The sequence below is a fragment of the Pseudomonas sp. WS 5021 genome (genome assembly GCF_012985535.1).
In the GTDB taxonomy this organism is placed as follows: Bacteria; Pseudomonadota; Gammaproteobacteria; order Pseudomonadales; family Pseudomonadaceae; genus Aquipseudomonas.
Genome location: NZ_JAAQWP010000006.1, coordinates 188,448 through 203,752, shown reverse-complemented (window position 1 = coordinate 203,752; position 15,305 = coordinate 188,448). Strand labels below are relative to the sequence as shown.

The window sequence follows — 15,305 nt, the reverse complement described above, 5'->3', positions numbered from 1 at the left end:
CGGCGAGGGTTGCTCGTGATTGTTAGTCCCTGTAATGCACCAAAATTGTCTGCCAAACGGTTACGAAACGCACTGGTGACGGGCTCTGCCCTGTTTTGCCTGTTCGGCGCGGGTCAACTGTGGGCATTCAGTCTGGACGATGTGTCGGCCAAGGCAAAAGAGCTGGCCGGGCAGAAATACGAAGCCCCGCGCAGCAATCTGCCGAACGAATTCCGCGAAATGAAGTTCGCTGACTACCAGAAAATTCGTTTCCGCAATGAAAAAGCCGAGTGGGCCGATCAGAAAACCCCGTTCAAGTTGTCCTTCTATCACCAGGGCATGCACTTCGACACGCCGGTGAAGATCAACGAAATCACCGCGACCGACGTCCAGGAAATCAAGTACGACCCGACTCGTTTCGATTTCGGCGACGTCAAGTTTGATCCAAAAGCCACCGACCAGCTGGGTTATGCCGGCTTTCGCGTGCTGTACCCGATCAACAAGGACGACAAGCAAGACGAAATCATGACCATGCTCGGCGCCAGCTATTTCCGCGTCGTGGGCAAGGACCAGGTCTACGGCCTGTCCGCCCGTGGCATGGCGATTGATACCGCGCTGCCGTCCGGCGAAGAGTTCCCGCGGTTCACCGAATTCTGGATCGAGCGTCCAAAACCGGGTGACAAGCACCTGGTGATCTTTGCCCTGTTGGACTCGCCACGGGCCACCGGCGCCTATCGCCTGATCCTGCGCCCGGGCACCGACACCATTGTCGACGTCAAGTCGCAGATGTTCCTGCGCGACAAGGTCAGCAAGCTGGGCGTTGCCCCGTTGACCAGCATGTTCCTGTTCGGCGCCAACCAGCCGTCCAAAGTGCTCAACTACCGTCGCGAACTGCACGACTCCAGCGGTCTGTCGATCCATGCCGGCAACGGCGAGTGGATCTGGCGCCCGCTGAACAACCCAAAACACCTGTCGGTCAGCAACTTCTCGGTAGAAAACCCGCGTGGGTTCGGCCTGTTGCAGCGTGGTCGCAACTTCAGCCAGTACGAAGACCTCGACGACAACTACGACAAGCGCCCAAGCGCCTGGATCGAGCCTGAAGGCGACTGGGGCAAGGGCTCCGTCGATTTGGTAGAGATCCCGACCGCCGATGAGACCAACGACAACATCGTTGCCTTCTGGAGCCCGGCCGAACTGCCCAAGCCCGGCGAGCCGCTGGATATCGCCTACCGCCTGCACTGGACTCTCAACGATGCACCGTTCCACTCGCCGGACAGTGCCTGGGTCAAGCAGACCCTGCGTTCTACTGGTGATGTGAAACAGTCCAACCTGATCCGCCAGCCAGACGGCAGCGTGGCCTATCTGGTGGACTTCGAGGGCCCGTCCCTCAAGGCCCTGAAGCCAGATGCGGCAGTGCGCAGCCAGGTCAGCGTCGGTGAAAACGGCGAAGTCGTGGAAAACAGCGTGCGCTACAACCCGCACACCAAAGGCTGGCGCCTGACCCTGCGTTTGAAGATCAAGGATGCAGGCAAACCGACCGAAATGCGTGCGGCCCTGGTCCAGGACATCGTCAAGCCTGAGCCAGAGCAGGTTTCCACCCAAGTCCTGAAGGCTGACAAAGTCCTGGCCAAGCAACACGAGAAACACGCCAAGAAAGACGCCAAGGACAAGCAAGACAAGCAGCCAGAAGCTGCCCCAGCCACCCCGGAGCCAGTCAAGACAGAACAAGTCCTGACCGAAACCTGGAGCAATCAGTTGCCTGCCGATGAGTAACTCCCAAGTCCAGCCAGAGACTCTTGCCGAGTACCTGGCGCATCTTCCGATGACCGACGAGCAGCGCGCCGAACTGGCGGGCTGCAAGTCCTTCTCCGAACTGCACGAGCGCCTGTCGTCGTCGACCTTTGACGCCCCGGTGGACGCGGCGCAGGCCTCGGTTGGCCGAAGGCTCACCCTCAACACGGCCGAGGAGCTAGAGGAAGCCGAAATGCTGGTGCTCGACGCCAGCGGTCGGGTTTGCCTCAAGGCCACGCCGCCGATCCGGCGTACCAAAGTGGTGCCCGAGCCTTGGCGCACCAATATCCTGGTGCGTGGCTGGCGCCGGCTGACCGGCCGTAGCAACCCGCCTGCGCCGCCCAAAGACGAGCGCGTGCTGCCGGCTGCGCGCTGGCGCACCGTGGGTTCGATCCGCCGCTATATCCTGCTGGTGCTGATGCTCGGCCAGACGATCGTGGCCGGCTGGTACATGAAAGGCATCATGCCGTACCAGGGCTGGTCCTTCGTCGACTTTGACGAGGTGCGTAACCAGACCCTGCTGCAAACTGCCACCCAGGTCCTGCCCTACGCCCTGCAAACCAGCATCCTGATCATGTTCGGCATCCTGTTCTGCTGGGTTTCGGCGGGTTTCTGGACTGCGCTGATGGGTTTCCTTGAGTTGCTTACCGGTCACGACAAGTACCGGATCTCCGGGAAAAGCGCCGGCGACGAGCCAATCCCGAAAGAGGCCCGTACCGCGCTGGTCATGCCGATCTGCAACGAAGACGTGCCCCGGGTGTTTGCCGGCCTGCGCGCGACCTTCGAGTCGGTCGCTGCCACTGGCGATCTGGATCGTTTCGACTTCTTTGTGCTCAGCGACAGTAACGACGCCGACATCTGCATTGCCGAACAGCAAGCCTGGCTCGACGTCTGCCGCGAGGCCGGTGGCTTTGGCAAGATTTTCTATCGCCGCCGTCGTCGTCGCGTCAAACGCAAGAGCGGCAACCTTGACGACTTCTGCCGTCGCTGGGGCGGTGACTACAAGTACATGGTGGTCCTCGACGCCGACAGCGTGATGAGCGGCGAATGCCTGACCAGCCTGGTGCGCCTGATGGAAGCCACGCCGGACGCCGGGATCATCCAGACCGCGCCACGTGCCTCGGGCATGGACACCCTGTATGCGCGCATGCAGCAGTTCGCCACCCGCGTCTACGGCCCGCTGTTCACCGCGGGCCTGCACTTCTGGCAGTTGGGCGAATCCCACTACTGGGGCCACAACGCGATCATCCGCATGAAGCCGTTTATCGAGCACTGCGCCCTGGCGCCATTACCGGGTAAAGGTGCGTTTGCCGGCTCGATTCTTTCCCACGACTTCGTTGAAGCTGCGCTGATGCGCCGTGCCGGCTGGGGCGTGTGGATTGCCTACGACTTGCCGGGCAGCTACGAAGAACTGCCGCCCAACCTGCTGGACGAGCTCAAGCGTGACCGTCGCTGGTGCCACGGTAACCTGATGAACTTCCGCCTGTTCCTGGTCAAGGGCATGCACCCGGTACACCGTGCGGTGTTCCTCACTGGCGTGATGTCGTACCTGTCGGCGCCGTTGTGGTTCCTGTTCCTGGTGCTGTCCACGGCCCTGCTGGCGGTCAACACCCTGATGGAGCCGCAGTACTTCATGGCGCCGCGCCAGTTGTACCCGCTGTGGCCGCAATGGCATCCGGACAAGGCGGTGGCCCTGTTCTCCACCACCATCGTGCTGCTGTTCCTGCCTAAATTGCTGAGCATCATCCTGATCTGGGCCAAGGGCGCGAAAGAGTTCGGTGGCAAGTTCAAGGTGACCTTGTCGATGCTGCTGGAGATGTTGTTCTCCATGCTGCTGGCGCCGGTACGGATGATTTTCCACACCCGCTTCGTGCTCGCCGCGTTCCTCGGCTGGGCTGCGACCTGGAACTCGCCGCAACGTGACGATGACTCCACGCCATGGAGCGAGGCAGTCAAGCGCCACGGCCCGCAGACCTTGCTGGGCTTCTTCTGGGCGCTGCTGGTGGTGTGGTTGAATCCAAGCTTCCTGTGGTGGCTGGTGCCGATTGTCGGTTCGCTGATGTTGTCGATCCCGGTCTCGGTGATCTCCAGCCGGGTCAAGCTGGGCCTCAAGTCGCGCGACGAAAGCCTGTTCTTGATCCCCGAGGAATACAATCCGCCGCAGGCGCTGCTGTCGACCGACCGCTACACCCACGAAAACCGTTGGCATGCACTGAATGACGGTTTTATCCGGGCAGTGGTCGATCCGCAGCAGAACGCCCTGGCCTGTGCCCTGGCGACCTCCCGCCATGGCCATGCGGAGCCGATTGAGTGGCTGCGCGCCGATCGCGTGCGACATGCCCTGAAAGTCGGCCCCGCGGGCCTGAACAACAACGAACGCGTGGCCTTGCTCAGCGACCCGGTGGCCCTGGGGCGCCTGCATGAGCAAGTCTGGAGCGAGGGGCATGCCGAATGGCTTGGCGCCTGGCGCGAATCGGTCAAGGCCGACCCGCATGCGCCTTTGCTGCCGCTCAAGCCGCTGTCATCCCAGGCTCAGCCAGCCTGATTCAGACGCCCCCGGGATTCGTCTCGGGGGCGCTTGAAACGCCCTTCCTACAGCGTTTTTCGCTTCTGCCTTAGCCTTCTAACTTCGATACAAAAGACCCTGGTTCAAGGCGTATTGCCGTGCCTGCCAGTGGGTTAGGATCGCCCCCCAAATCTGACTCGACCGCCTGTGGCTTGCGCTAGACCCGCAACGCACGGTACGCGGCTGCTTAATGAAAAAGGGGCTTTTCATGATCAAGGGTTACTGGTCGATACTGCTGGGTATTGTCGCGTTGCTACAGGTACAGATGGCGCACGCGGGCGCCATTGATGAGGCCGTGCGGCGCGGGGTCTTGAAAGTGGGGACCGACCCCAACTACGTGCCCTTTGAAATGACCGACAAGCAGGGGCGTGTCATCGGCTTTGAAGCTGACCTGCTCGAAGAAATGAGCAATGCCCTGGGGGTGGCGCTGGAATGGGTCCCGGTGGCCTATACCGAGCTGATCCCGGGCCTGCTGGGCGGCCGCTTCGACATGATCGGTAGCGGTATGACCGTAACCCAGGAGCGCAACCTCAAGCTCAACTTCAGCGACTCGTTCATCATCGTTGGCCAGACCGTACTGCTGCACCCGCGCCTGGCCGGCAAAGTCAGCAGCATTGAAGACCTGAACGAAGCCGGCTATCGGGTTGCTGCCGCAGACGGCACCACCGGCGAAGCGGCGGCGCGGCGCTTCCTGGGGGCTGCGCAACTGCGCAGCTTTGCCACGGCGGAGGAAGGCGTGCGCCAGTTGGTCGACGGGAGGGTTGATGCCTTTATCCATGATGCACCCTATAACCTGATTGCCCTGGCCAAGCCGCAAAACCGCGAACTGCTGGCCCTGGAGCAGCCCTTCACCTACGAACCCCTGGCGTTTGGATTGCCAAAGGGCGATTACGATAGCCTGAACTGGATCAATCACTTCCTTAATCAGATAGCCCAGGACGGCACCTACGATCGGCTGCATGACAAGTGGTTTCGGGACACGGACTGGTTGTCGGAGATCGAATGATGGTCACAACTGCTTACATAACTCCTAGGGGCTTACCCGTCAGGTCAAGCCGTCTAACTGCGCTTTTCTCCGGGGTTTTGTGGGGTTTTTCTGTCATATCCGCCAACAAATCCCGGCTAGACCTTTGTGCCGGTGGGCGAGTGGGTTAGCATCGCTCCCCGAAGAAATAGTGCAGCCCTGTGAAGGCCTGCATCAAAATAAAATGAGTCAGGGGACTTGGTGATGAAAAAGTATCTTTCGATGCTGATGCTCGGCGTTACGGCCCTGCTGGCAGTCAATACGGCCCAGGCCGGTGCGATTGACGAAGCGGTCAAGCGCGGCACCTTGAAAGTCGGCATGGATCCGACCTACATGCCGTTTGAGATGACCAACAAGCGTGGCGAAATCATTGGTTTTGAAGTCGACCTGCTCAAGGCGATGGCCAAGTCCATGGGGGTCAAGCTGGAACTGGTCTCCACCGGTTACGACGGCATCATCCCAGCCTTCCTCACCGGCAAGTTCGACATGATCGGCAGCGGCATGACCCTGACCCAGGAACGCAACCTGCGCCTGAACTTCAGCGAACCCTTCATCGTGGTTGGCCAGACCCTGCTGATCCGCAAGGAACTGGAAGGCACCATCAAGTCCTACAAAGACCTGAATGACGAGAAGTACCGCCTGACCTCCAAACTCGGCACTACGGGTGAGATGGTGGCCAAGAAGCTGATCTCCAAGGCCAAGTACCACGGCTACGACAACGAGCAGGAAGGTGTGCTCGACGTGGTCAACGGCAAGGCCGACGCCTTTGTCTACGACGCGCCGTACAACGTGGTTGCCGAGAAAAAAGTCGGCAATGGCAAGCTGGTGTACCTCGAAGAACCCTTCACCTACGAGCCGTTGGCATTCGGTTTGAAGAAGGGCGACTACGACAGCATCAACTTCATCAATAACTTCCTGCACCAGATCCGCAACGACGGCACCTACGATCGCATCCATGACAAGTGGTTCAAGAGCTCCGAGTGGCTCAAGGACATGGAATAAGCTAGAAACCGCGTCGCGCCCATCGCGGGCAAGCCCGCTCCCACATTTGGAATGCATTCCAGTGTGGGAGCGGGCTTGCCCGCGATGGCGGCCTGACAGCCGATACACATCCCGGAACCCGCAATGAAACAGAAAAAAGCCCAATGGCCCTGGCACCTGCTGACCGTGCTGGTGCTGGTCGGCATGGCCGGCGCGTTGTACTACGCCACCTCGCTGATGTCCTACGAATGGCGCTGGAACCGCGTGCCGCAATACTTCGCCTACCAGGCTGAAGAGTCCAAGCGGGCGGCGGATATTTCCACGGTGGTCGAGTTGGTGCGCAAGGGCGACGTGGCGCAAGTCACCCTGCGCAACGACGCCGGCGCCGAACAGCACCTGACGGTGGCCGAAAACAGCCTGCAAGTGGCCCGTGGCGACGATGTGGCCGAGGGCGATGTGATCGGTGTGACCCGGCACTGGGCGCTGGGCCCATTGATGTGGGGGTTGTGGACCACCCTGTGGCTGTCGCTGGTCTCGGGGGTATTGGGCTTGTTCATCGGCCTGGCAACCGGCCTGTGTCGTTTGTCGAATAATCCGACCTTGCGCGATCTGTCGACGATCTATGTCGAACTGGTACGCGGTACGCCGCTATTGGTACAGATCTTCATTTTCTACTTTTTCATCGGCACGGTGCTGAACCTGTCGCGCGAGTTCGCCGGCATCGCCGCGCTGTCGCTGTTTACCGGCGCCTACGTGGCCGAAATCGTGCGTGCCGGCGTGCAGTCGATTGCCCGTGGCCAAGGCGAAGCTGCCCGCTCCCTGGGCTTGAGCGCCAGCCAGTCGATGCGCCATGTGGTGCTGCCGCAGGCCTTCAAGCGCGTGCTGCCGCCGTTGGCCGGGCAATTTATCAGTCTGGTCAAGGACACCTCGTTGGTGTCGGTGATCGCCATTACCGAGCTGCTCAAGAGCGGTCGCGAGGTCATCACCACCTCGTTCTCGCCGTTTGAAATCCTGTTCTGTGTCGCAGGCCTGTACCTGCTGATCAACCTGCCGCTGTCGAAAATGGCCAGCCGGCTTGAGCGGAGGCTCGCCCAAAGTGATTGAAGTGCGCGATCTGGTAAAAGTCTTCGACACCCGTGGGCACGTGGTGCGCGCGGTGGATCACGTCACCACCCAGGTAGCCAAGGGCGAGGTGCTGGTGGTGATCGGCCCGTCCGGCTCCGGCAAATCGACGTTCCTGCGCTGCCTCAACGGCCTGGAAGAGTTCGATTCGGGCTCGGTGAGCATTGATGGCCTGCAACTGGCCGACCCCAAGACCGACGTGAACGCCTATCGCCGGGAAGTCGGCATGGTGTTCCAGCATTTCAACCTGTTCCCGCACATGACCGTGCTGGAAAACCTGTGCCTGGCGCAGAAAGTCGTGCGCAAGCGCGGCAAGAAGGAGCGCGAGGCCAAGGCCCTGGCATTGCTGGAAAAGGTCGGCATCGCCCAAAAAGCCAACGAGTTCCCCTCGCGGCTCTCGGGTGGCCAGCAACAGCGCGTGGCGATTGCCCGGGCGCTGGCCATGGAGCCCAAGGTCATGTTGTTTGACGAGCCCACCTCGGCGCTGGACCCGGAAATGGTCGGCGAAGTGCTGGATGTCATGAAGACCCTGGCCCTGGAAGGCATGACCATGGTCTGCGTGACCCACGAAATGGGCTTTGCCCGTGAGGTGGCAGACCGGGTGCTGTTCTTCGATCACGGCAAACTGTTGGAAGACGCTGCACCCGCGCAGTTCTTCGATGCACCGATGGACCCACGGGCACAGGCGTTCCTGCGCCAGGTTCTGTAACCCACGGGGGCAGGTTCAGACCTTGAACTTGCCTACGCACTGCTGAAGATTCGTGCCCAGCCGTGCCAATTCAATACTCGCCGCCGCCGTCTGTTCGCTGGCAGCGGCGGTTTGCTCCGACACATCCCTGACCTTCAACACGCTGCGATTGATCTCCTCGGCCACCGCACTTTGCTGTTCGGCGGCGGCGGCGATCTGTGGGTTCATTTCCTGGATGACCAGCACAGTGCGCGCGATTTCCGTCAGGGCGTCGCCGGCATTGCGCGTCAGGCCGACGCTGCGGTCGGTCAGGGCGCGGCTGTTGTCCATGATGTCGGCGACCTGTTGCGTGCCGCTGTGCAACCCGCCGATCAGTTCTTCGATTTCCTCGGCGGACTGTTGGGTGCGCTGGGCAAGGCTGCGGACTTCGTCGGCCACCACGGCAAATCCCTGGCCGGCTTCACCTGCGCGTGCGGCCTCGATCGCCGCATTGAGCGCCAGCAGGTTGGTCTGCTGGGACACCGACTTGATTACCTCCAGCACGCTGCCGATCTTCTGGCTTTCCCGTTGCAGGCCCAGCATCGCCTGGCTGGAGCGCGCCATCTCGTGGGCCAGGTGTTCAATGTGCGTCACCGCATCCGTCACCACCTGGTCGCCCAGTTCGGTCTGCTGATTGGCCTGGCCGGCGGCAATCGAGGCCTGTTCGGCATGCCGCGCGACTTCCTGGGCGGTGGCGAGCATCTGGTTCATGGCGGTCGCCACCTGCTCGGTTTCGTCACGCTGATTATTCACGCCCGCCCGGGTTTGCTCGGTGACGGCCGACAACTCCTCGGCGGCGCTGGCGATCTGCCGGGCATTGTCGCTGATGCTGCCAATCAGCCCCCGCAGGTTCAGGGTCATTTGCGCCATGCTGCATTGCAACTGGCCCAGCTCATCGCGGCGCCGGGTCTGCACATCGTGGCTGAGGTCGCCGTCGGCAATGCGATTGGCCACGGCCAGGGCCCTGCGCAGTGGCTTGACGATCTGCCCGGCGATTATCCAGGCGGCCAGGGCGCCAAAGAGCACGGCCGCAGCGGTAATGGCGAGCGTCTGGGTGCGGGCCTGTTCGGCTTCCCGATTGCGGCGCTGGGTCTGGTCCTGGCTCAACAGGTCACTCTGCACCAGCAGTTGATCCAGCTGCTGCTCCAACTGGTTTTGCGCCGTTTCGGTGGTGAGCTGGGTATCGCGCAGGCGTGCCAGATGGGTGCGCAGGCTGAGCACGGCATTTTTCAATGCGCTGCTGTCCACGGGCAGTTTCTCCACCGCCGCCTGGGCGAGTTCGAGGCTGCGCTCGGCGTCGCTGACGGCCTGGGCATAGGTATCCAGGCTGCTGGCCGCCCAGGCCGGGCTCAGGGCGCGGTCTTCGGCTTGTTCAATGGCCAGGCGCAGGGCTTCGATGGCATCGAGGGCTTTTTCGTCGTCCTGGTCGGGCAGGTCGCTGGCCAGTTGCGCCAGGCTGTCGCTGGTACGGATGGAGCTCTGTTTCAGCTGTTCGCGGGCAGTTTCCCGCTGCTTGACCAGTGAGGGCACATCCTTGAGCGTGGTTTTGAACTTGCCTGAAATACTGGCCATGCTCTGCAGGTATTGCAGGGCTTTTGGCGCCTTGAGACGGTTTGACAGCTCGCTCATGTACCCGTCGACCTCGTCCATGGAGACGCTCAATTTATTGAGGCTGGTTGCGTTGTCCAGGGTGCGGTACACGATGCGGTCGGCCCGCACTTGTTCACCGGTCACTGCCAGTTGCGCGAGCACGGTCAGGGTTTGTGAGCGGTAGAGCGAGGCGGCGAGGGACTGCCAGCCAGTCAGGGCGATTACAAGGCTCAGGGCCAGCACCAAGGCAAAACCCAGGACCAGTTTGAGAGTGACGCTGGTGTTACCCAGCAGTTGAGTCATTCGACGAAGCATGGCCAACCTCCGGCAAGTGAACAAAGACGTTCGACGTGCCGGGGCGCCGACGGGCGCGGACACATTGAATCCATTTGAACGCTAGTCGGCGTAGGCGCCAGGTGTACCGATCATGGCCTGAAAAACGTGTAGGAAATTTCACAAGCTGCGAGCGGCGACCCGGACGGATCGCCGCGAAGGGCAGGGGTCAGACCCGGAAGCGGCCGACCAGTGATTGCAGATGGGTGCCCAGGCGCGCCAGTTCGGTACTGGAGGCGGCAGTCTCTTCGCTGGCTGCTGCGGTCTGCTCGGACACATCGCGTACGTTCAGCACGCTGCGGTTGATCTCTTCGGCCACGGCGCTCTGTTGCTCGGCGGCGGTGGCGATCTGCTGGTTCATCGCCTGGATGGCCGAGACCGTGCGGGTGATGTTCCCCAGGGCATTGCCGGCGCGACGGGTCAGCTCGACGCTGCTGTCGGTGAGGCCACGGCTGTTGTCCATGATGGTCGCCACCTGCTGGGTGCCGCTTTGCAGGCCGACGATCAGCTCTTCGATCTCTTCGGTGGATTTTTGCGTGCGCTGCGCCAGGCTGCGCACCTCATCGGCCACCACCGCGAAGCCACGGCCGGCTTCCCCGGCGCGTGCCGCTTCAATGGCGGCGTTGAGTGCCAGTAGGTTGGTTTGCTGGGCCACGGACTTGATCACGTCCAGCACGCTGCCGATCTTGTCGCTTTCGCGCTTGAGATGGCCCATGGCCTCGGTGGAATTGCCGACTTCGCCGGCCAGGCGCTCGATCTGGGCGATGGCTTCGCCGACCACCCTGTCGCCTTCGCGGGCTTGTTGGTCGGCGGCGACGGCGGCTTCCGAGGCCTCCTCGGCATTGCGCGCCACTTCCTGCACGGTGGCGGCCATTTCGTTCATCGCGGTGGCGACCTGGTCGGTCTCCACCTTCTGGCTGTTGACCCCGGCGCTGGTCTGCTCGGTAACCGCCGACAATTCTTCGGCGGCGCTGGCAATTTGCGTCACGCCGTCGCTAATCCCGCCGATCAGGTCACGCAGGCCCATGGTCATGCTTTGCATGGCGCGTTGCAGTTGGCCCAGTTCGTCCTGGCGTTGCGAAACCAGATCATGGGTCAGGTCACCGGCGGCGACGCGCTCGGCGACCTTGAGGGTCTGGCTCAGTGGAATCACGATCTGCCGGGTAATCGCCCAGGCCGCCACCATGCCAAAGACCAGCGCCAGGGCGGTGGCCAGCATCAGCAGGAACTTGGCCTGTGCGGCGTCGGCGTCGCGGATGATGGTTTGGGAGGCGGTGAGTTTTTTGCTGCGCTCGAACAGCAGGTCACCTTGCTCGGCCATGGCCTTGAGGGCCGCGGCGCTGGCCACCTGGGAGTCGCGGAACTGACTGACGGCGGCGAGGTAGGCCTTGAGGGAGTCGCTGGCCTCCTGCAGGTTGGCGCTGTATTGATCCGGCAGTTGGCTGCGCAGGCTGTCGGCGCTCTTCAGGGCGTTGGCAATGGCATCCAGCGCCGGTTGCTCAGCTTCGACCTTGGCGCTGTAGGTATAGCCGCGCACCTGGAAACGCGCCTGCTGGATCAGCTTGCTCAGCTCGACCGCGCTGTTGAACTGGGGGACGCTGTCACCTTGCAGCAGGACTTTTTCGATTTCCGCGACGCGCCCGACGGCGTTGTCGGCGGTAGCGCCAAGCTTGCTGCGTGCATCTTCGCGGTGGGCACCGGCCTGGACCATGGCGCCAAAGGCCTGTCGATACTTGGCGACGGCGGCCAACTGCTCATCGATGATGGCGACATCGGCCGGTTGTTCGATCTGGCTGCGCGCGGTCTTCAGGCCGCTGTCGAGTTTATCCATCAGATCGTTGACCAGCCCCGGGCCTTGTTCGCCACGGCGCATTTCATAGTCCAGCCGGGCCTGGCGCAGGTCTTTGGTGAGTTCGTTGAGGCTGGAAATAAAACCCAGTTTATCGCCACGGCTGATCACGCCACTCAGGCCCGTCCAGCCGGTGAAGGTGATCAGCAGCGTGAGGACCAAGACCAGGCCAAAGCCCACGCTCAGCTTGCGATTGACGCTCACATTCCCCAGTTTTTCAGCTAGCCAACGGTACATGCGGTGAACTCCCCTGAACAAGGCTTGGACTTATCCTGAGGGTATCGGCATGCGAGCGGGATTCTGTAGCGGCACAAAGCCCCGTGGTGTTTGGAGGGGCGGGGTTAGAAGAGGCGGGCGAGCAGGGCGGTCACGGCAGTTTCTACGCGCAGGATCCGCGCGCCCAGTTGCACCGGCTGCAAGCCGGCCTTGGCCAGCAAGTCCACTTCATAGGGAATCCAGCCACCTTCGGGGCCGATGGCCAGGGTCACCGGTTCATCCAGGCCGCGTGGGCAGGCCGGGTAATCGCCGGGATGCCCGACCAGGCCCAGGGTGTCCTGGGCCAGGGCCGGCAGGCGGTCTTCAACGAAGGGCTTGAAGCGTTTTTCGATGACGATCTCGGGCAGCACCGTATCCCGCGCCTGTTCCAGGCCGAGGATCAGTTGCTCGCGCACGGCTTCGGGCTCCAGGAACGGGGTCTGCCAGAAGCTTTTCTCGACCCGATAACTGTTGACCAGCACCACCCGTGGCACACCCATGGACGCTACGGTCTGCAACACCCGACGGAGCATTTTCGGGCGTGGCAGGGCCAGCAGCAGGGTCAGTGGCAACTTGGCCGGTGGCGGCTGGTCGAGGCTGATTTGCAGCTCGGCCTCGTCCGCTTCCAGGCGCAGCAACTGTGCATTGCCCATCAAGCCGCCAATGCGCCCCACGCGCAGGCTGTCGCCGACCGCGGCGCGATGCACTTCTTGCATGTGCACCAGGCGCCGGTCACGCAGCACGACCCGGTCGGGCGCGATAAAGTCGGCCTCTTCAAGCAGCAGCAGGTTCACGGTTGGGTCGCTGGCGGCTGGTCGTCATCGGCGGGTTGGTCATCCGGGTGTTCGCCGCGCTTGCTTATCAGGCTGCCAAACAAGATGCCAATTTCAAACAGCATCCACATCGGCACGGCCAGCAAGGTTTGCGAGAAGATATCCGGTGGGGTCAGGATCATGCCGACCACGAAGCAGCCGATGATCACGTACGGGCGGATCTTGCGCAGGTACTTCACGTCGACCACGCCGATCCACACCAGCAGCACCACCGCCACCGGGATCTCGAAGGCCACGCCGAAGGCGAAGAACAGCGTCATCACGAAGTCGAGGTAACTGGTGATGTCGGTCATCATTTCCACACCGGCCGGGGTGGCGGCGGCGAAGAACTTGAAGATCAGTGGGAACACCAGGAAGTAGGCGAACGCCATGCCGGTGTAGAACAGCATGATGCTCGACACCAACAGCGGCACCGCGATGCGTTTTTCATGCTTGTACAGGCCCGGTGCGATAAAGCCCCAGATCTGGTGCAGGATCACCGGGATCGCTAAGAACAGCGACACCATCATCGTCAACTTGAGCGGCGTGAGGAACGGCGAGGACACGTCGGTGGCGATCATCGTCGCGCCCACCGGCAGGTACTCGCGCAGCGGCGTCGAGACGAAGGTGTAGATCTGCTGGGTAAAGGCAAACAGCCCGGCAAAGATCACGAAGATCGCCGCGACACACCGCAGCAGGCGGGTGCGCAACTCGGTGAGGTGCGAGACCAGCGGCATATGCTGGTCGTTTTCCGGTTTATCAGCGCTCATGGGGCTCGCGGCGGCAATGTAGGGTCGTGGGGAGCGGGCGACGCGGCGGGCGTCGGCGCAGGCTCTGCTGGGGGAGCGGGCGTGGCGATCGGGGGCGTCTCGGCCACCGGCGCAATGCTCTGCTCGGCCACCGGTTCAACCGGTGTCGGCGGCTGTTGCTGGGGCGCGAGGATTTTGCGCGCTTCCTGCTCCAGGGACAGAATGTGTTCGTTGTGCAGTTGCCGGCGAATCTCGTCGGCGCCGATTTCCCGTTCAACTTCCTGTTTGATGGCGTTGAAACTGCGTTTCAGGCGCCCGACCCACAGGCCGGCCGTGCGCGCGGCGCCGGGCAGGCGTTCAGGCCCCAGCACCAGCAGGGCAACGAGGCCGACGAGCAGCAGTTCAGAGAAGCTGATACCAAACATTAGTCAGTGCTCACGAGTCTTTGCGGGACGGCTCTTCGACTTTCTCGGCCTGTACGTCGAAGGTGCGACGCTCGGTGATCGGCTGTGCCGCCTGCGGGTGTACAGGCTGCGCCGGTGGAACCGGGTTGGCGCCCGTATCGGCCGGTTTTTCGTCGTCGTTCATGGCCTTGCGAAAGCCCTTGATGGATTCGCCGACATCAGTGCCCAGGTTCTTCAGTTTCTTGGTACCGAACACGAGGACGACCACTACGAGAATGACGATCCAGTGTTTCCAGTCAAAAATGCCCATGCTGCAATTCCTCAGTCAGAAAGTTATTCAGGCGGACGGGCGCGAGGCCTTTTCGGCGTGCCCGGACAAGCCGAAGCGACGGTCCAGTTCATCCAGCACGGCCTGTGGGTGCTGCCCCAGTTGGGCGAGCATGACCAGGCTATGGAACCACAAGTCAGCGGTCTCATAGATGACATCGCTGTAATCGCCGCTGATTTCAGCATCCTTGGCGGCGATGATGGTCTCGACGGATTCTTCGCCGAGTTTTTCCAGAATCTTGTTCAGGCCCTTGTGGTACAGGCTGGCGACATAGGAGCTGTCGGCGTCCGCACCCTTGCGGTCCTCCAGCACCTGGGCCACACGGTTCAGGGTATCGCTCATGTTCAATGTCCTGCCGAGTAAATGGCGTGCGGGTCTTTGAGCACCGGCTCGACGGTTTTCCACGCGCCGTTCTCGAACACTCGGTAGAAGCAGCTGTGGCGGCCGGTATGACAGGCGATGTCGCCGACTTGCTCGACCATCAGCACGATCACGTCGGCGTCGCAGTCCAGGCGCATTTCGTGCAGCTTTTGTACATGCCCGGACTCTTCGCCCTTGCGCCACAGTTTGCCACGGGAACGTGACCAGTAGATGGCACGCTGCTCGGCGGCAGTCAGGCTCAGGGCCTCGCGGTTCATCCAGGCCATCATCAGGATGCGCCCGGTCTTGTGGTCCTGGGCAATGGCTGGCACCAGGCCGTCACTGTCCCATTTGATCTCGTCCAGCCAGTCTTTCATCTTCGACTCCGACAGCCGTGCGCGACCCGCCCCGGCAATGTGCAACAGTGTATAACCG

At 62.0% G+C, this 15,305-nt stretch carries 13 protein-coding genes and 1 pseudogene; 6 read left to right on the top strand and 8 right to left on the bottom strand.

Annotated elements, in window-relative coordinates; genetic code table 11:
• Positions 1 to 15 precede the first annotated feature (15 nt).
• From HBO19_RS19870 to HBO19_RS19845, 6 genes and pseudogenes are all read left to right on the top strand, one after another.
• A complete protein-coding gene (locus tag HBO19_RS19870) occupies positions 16 to 1,752 on the top strand; it encodes a glucan biosynthesis protein G (RefSeq protein WP_346266507.1) in 1,737 nt (578 codons plus the stop codon).
• Positions 1,745 to 4,389, top strand: a pseudogene (gene mdoH / locus HBO19_RS19865) (glucans biosynthesis glucosyltransferase MdoH). Before HBO19_RS19870 ends, mdoH begins: the two are co-directional and overlap by 8 nt.
• Positions 4,390 to 4,544: 155 nt before the next feature.
• Positions 4,545 to 5,342: a transporter substrate-binding domain-containing protein gene (locus HBO19_RS19860; protein ID WP_170058135.1), complete on the top strand. Its 798-nt coding sequence runs from the start codon at positions 4,545 to 4,547 to the stop codon at positions 5,340 to 5,342.
• A gap of 222 nt (positions 5,343 to 5,564) precedes the next feature.
• Positions 5,565 to 6,362 (top strand): transporter substrate-binding domain-containing protein, encoded by a 798-nt coding sequence (locus tag HBO19_RS19855; protein ID WP_032862246.1) that lies wholly within the window; start codon positions 5,565 to 5,567, stop codon positions 6,360 to 6,362.
• A gap of 123 nt (positions 6,363 to 6,485) precedes the next feature.
• Positions 6,486 to 7,445 carry an amino acid ABC transporter permease gene (locus HBO19_RS19850; RefSeq protein ID WP_170058134.1) on the top strand — a complete coding sequence of 320 codons (960 nt, stop codon included), beginning with the start codon at positions 6,486 to 6,488 and terminating at the stop codon, positions 7,443 to 7,445.
• Positions 7,438 to 8,172: an amino acid ABC transporter ATP-binding protein gene (locus HBO19_RS19845; RefSeq protein WP_170058133.1), complete on the top strand. Its 735-nt coding sequence runs from the start codon at positions 7,438 to 7,440 to the stop codon at positions 8,170 to 8,172. The genes HBO19_RS19850 and HBO19_RS19845 overlap by 8 nt, the downstream gene beginning before the upstream one ends.
• 15 nt (positions 8,173 to 8,187) lie before the next feature.
• On the opposite strand, the gene HBO19_RS19840 is transcribed toward HBO19_RS19845, so the two are convergent.
• From HBO19_RS19840 to hisI, 8 genes are all read right to left on the bottom strand, one after another.
• A complete protein-coding gene (locus HBO19_RS19840; RefSeq protein WP_170058132.1) occupies positions 8,188 to 10,095 on the bottom strand; it encodes a methyl-accepting chemotaxis protein in 1,908 nt (635 codons plus the stop codon).
• 187 nt (positions 10,096 to 10,282) lie between these two features.
• Positions 10,283 to 12,199, bottom strand: a complete 1,917-nt coding sequence (locus HBO19_RS19835) for a methyl-accepting chemotaxis protein (protein WP_170058131.1) — start codon at positions 12,197 to 12,199, stop codon at positions 10,283 to 10,285.
• A gap of 104 nt (positions 12,200 to 12,303) precedes the next feature.
• Positions 12,304 to 13,011, bottom strand: a complete 708-nt coding sequence (locus HBO19_RS19830; protein WP_170058130.1) for a 16S rRNA (uracil(1498)-N(3))-methyltransferase — start codon at positions 13,009 to 13,011, stop codon at positions 12,304 to 12,306.
• Positions 13,008 to 13,799 (bottom strand): twin-arginine translocase subunit TatC, encoded by a 792-nt coding sequence (gene tatC, locus HBO19_RS19825; RefSeq protein ID WP_170058129.1) that lies wholly within the window; start codon positions 13,797 to 13,799, stop codon positions 13,008 to 13,010. Before tatC ends, HBO19_RS19830 begins: the two co-directional genes overlap by 4 nt.
• A complete protein-coding gene (gene tatB / locus HBO19_RS19820; protein WP_170058128.1) occupies positions 13,796 to 14,203 on the bottom strand; it encodes a Sec-independent protein translocase protein TatB in 408 nt (135 codons plus the stop codon). The genes tatC and tatB overlap by 4 nt, the downstream gene beginning before the upstream one ends.
• A 10-nt stretch (positions 14,204 to 14,213) precedes the next feature.
• Complete coding sequence (locus HBO19_RS19815; RefSeq protein WP_038445371.1) at positions 14,214 to 14,492, bottom strand: twin-arginine translocase TatA/TatE family subunit; 279 nt, start codon at positions 14,490 to 14,492, stop codon at positions 14,214 to 14,216.
• Positions 14,493 to 14,519: 27 nt separating this feature from the next.
• The gene (locus HBO19_RS19810; protein ID WP_029295998.1) at positions 14,520 to 14,852 is read right to left on the bottom strand and encodes a phosphoribosyl-ATP diphosphatase; all 333 of its coding nucleotides are present in this window, start codon (positions 14,850 to 14,852) and stop codon (positions 14,520 to 14,522) included.
• Between the two features lie 2 nt (positions 14,853 to 14,854).
• Positions 14,855 to 15,247, bottom strand: coding sequence for a phosphoribosyl-AMP cyclohydrolase (gene hisI, locus HBO19_RS19805; RefSeq protein ID WP_169952418.1), 393 nt, complete (start codon positions 15,245 to 15,247; stop codon positions 14,855 to 14,857).
• Positions 15,248 to 15,305: the final 58 nt, after the last annotated feature.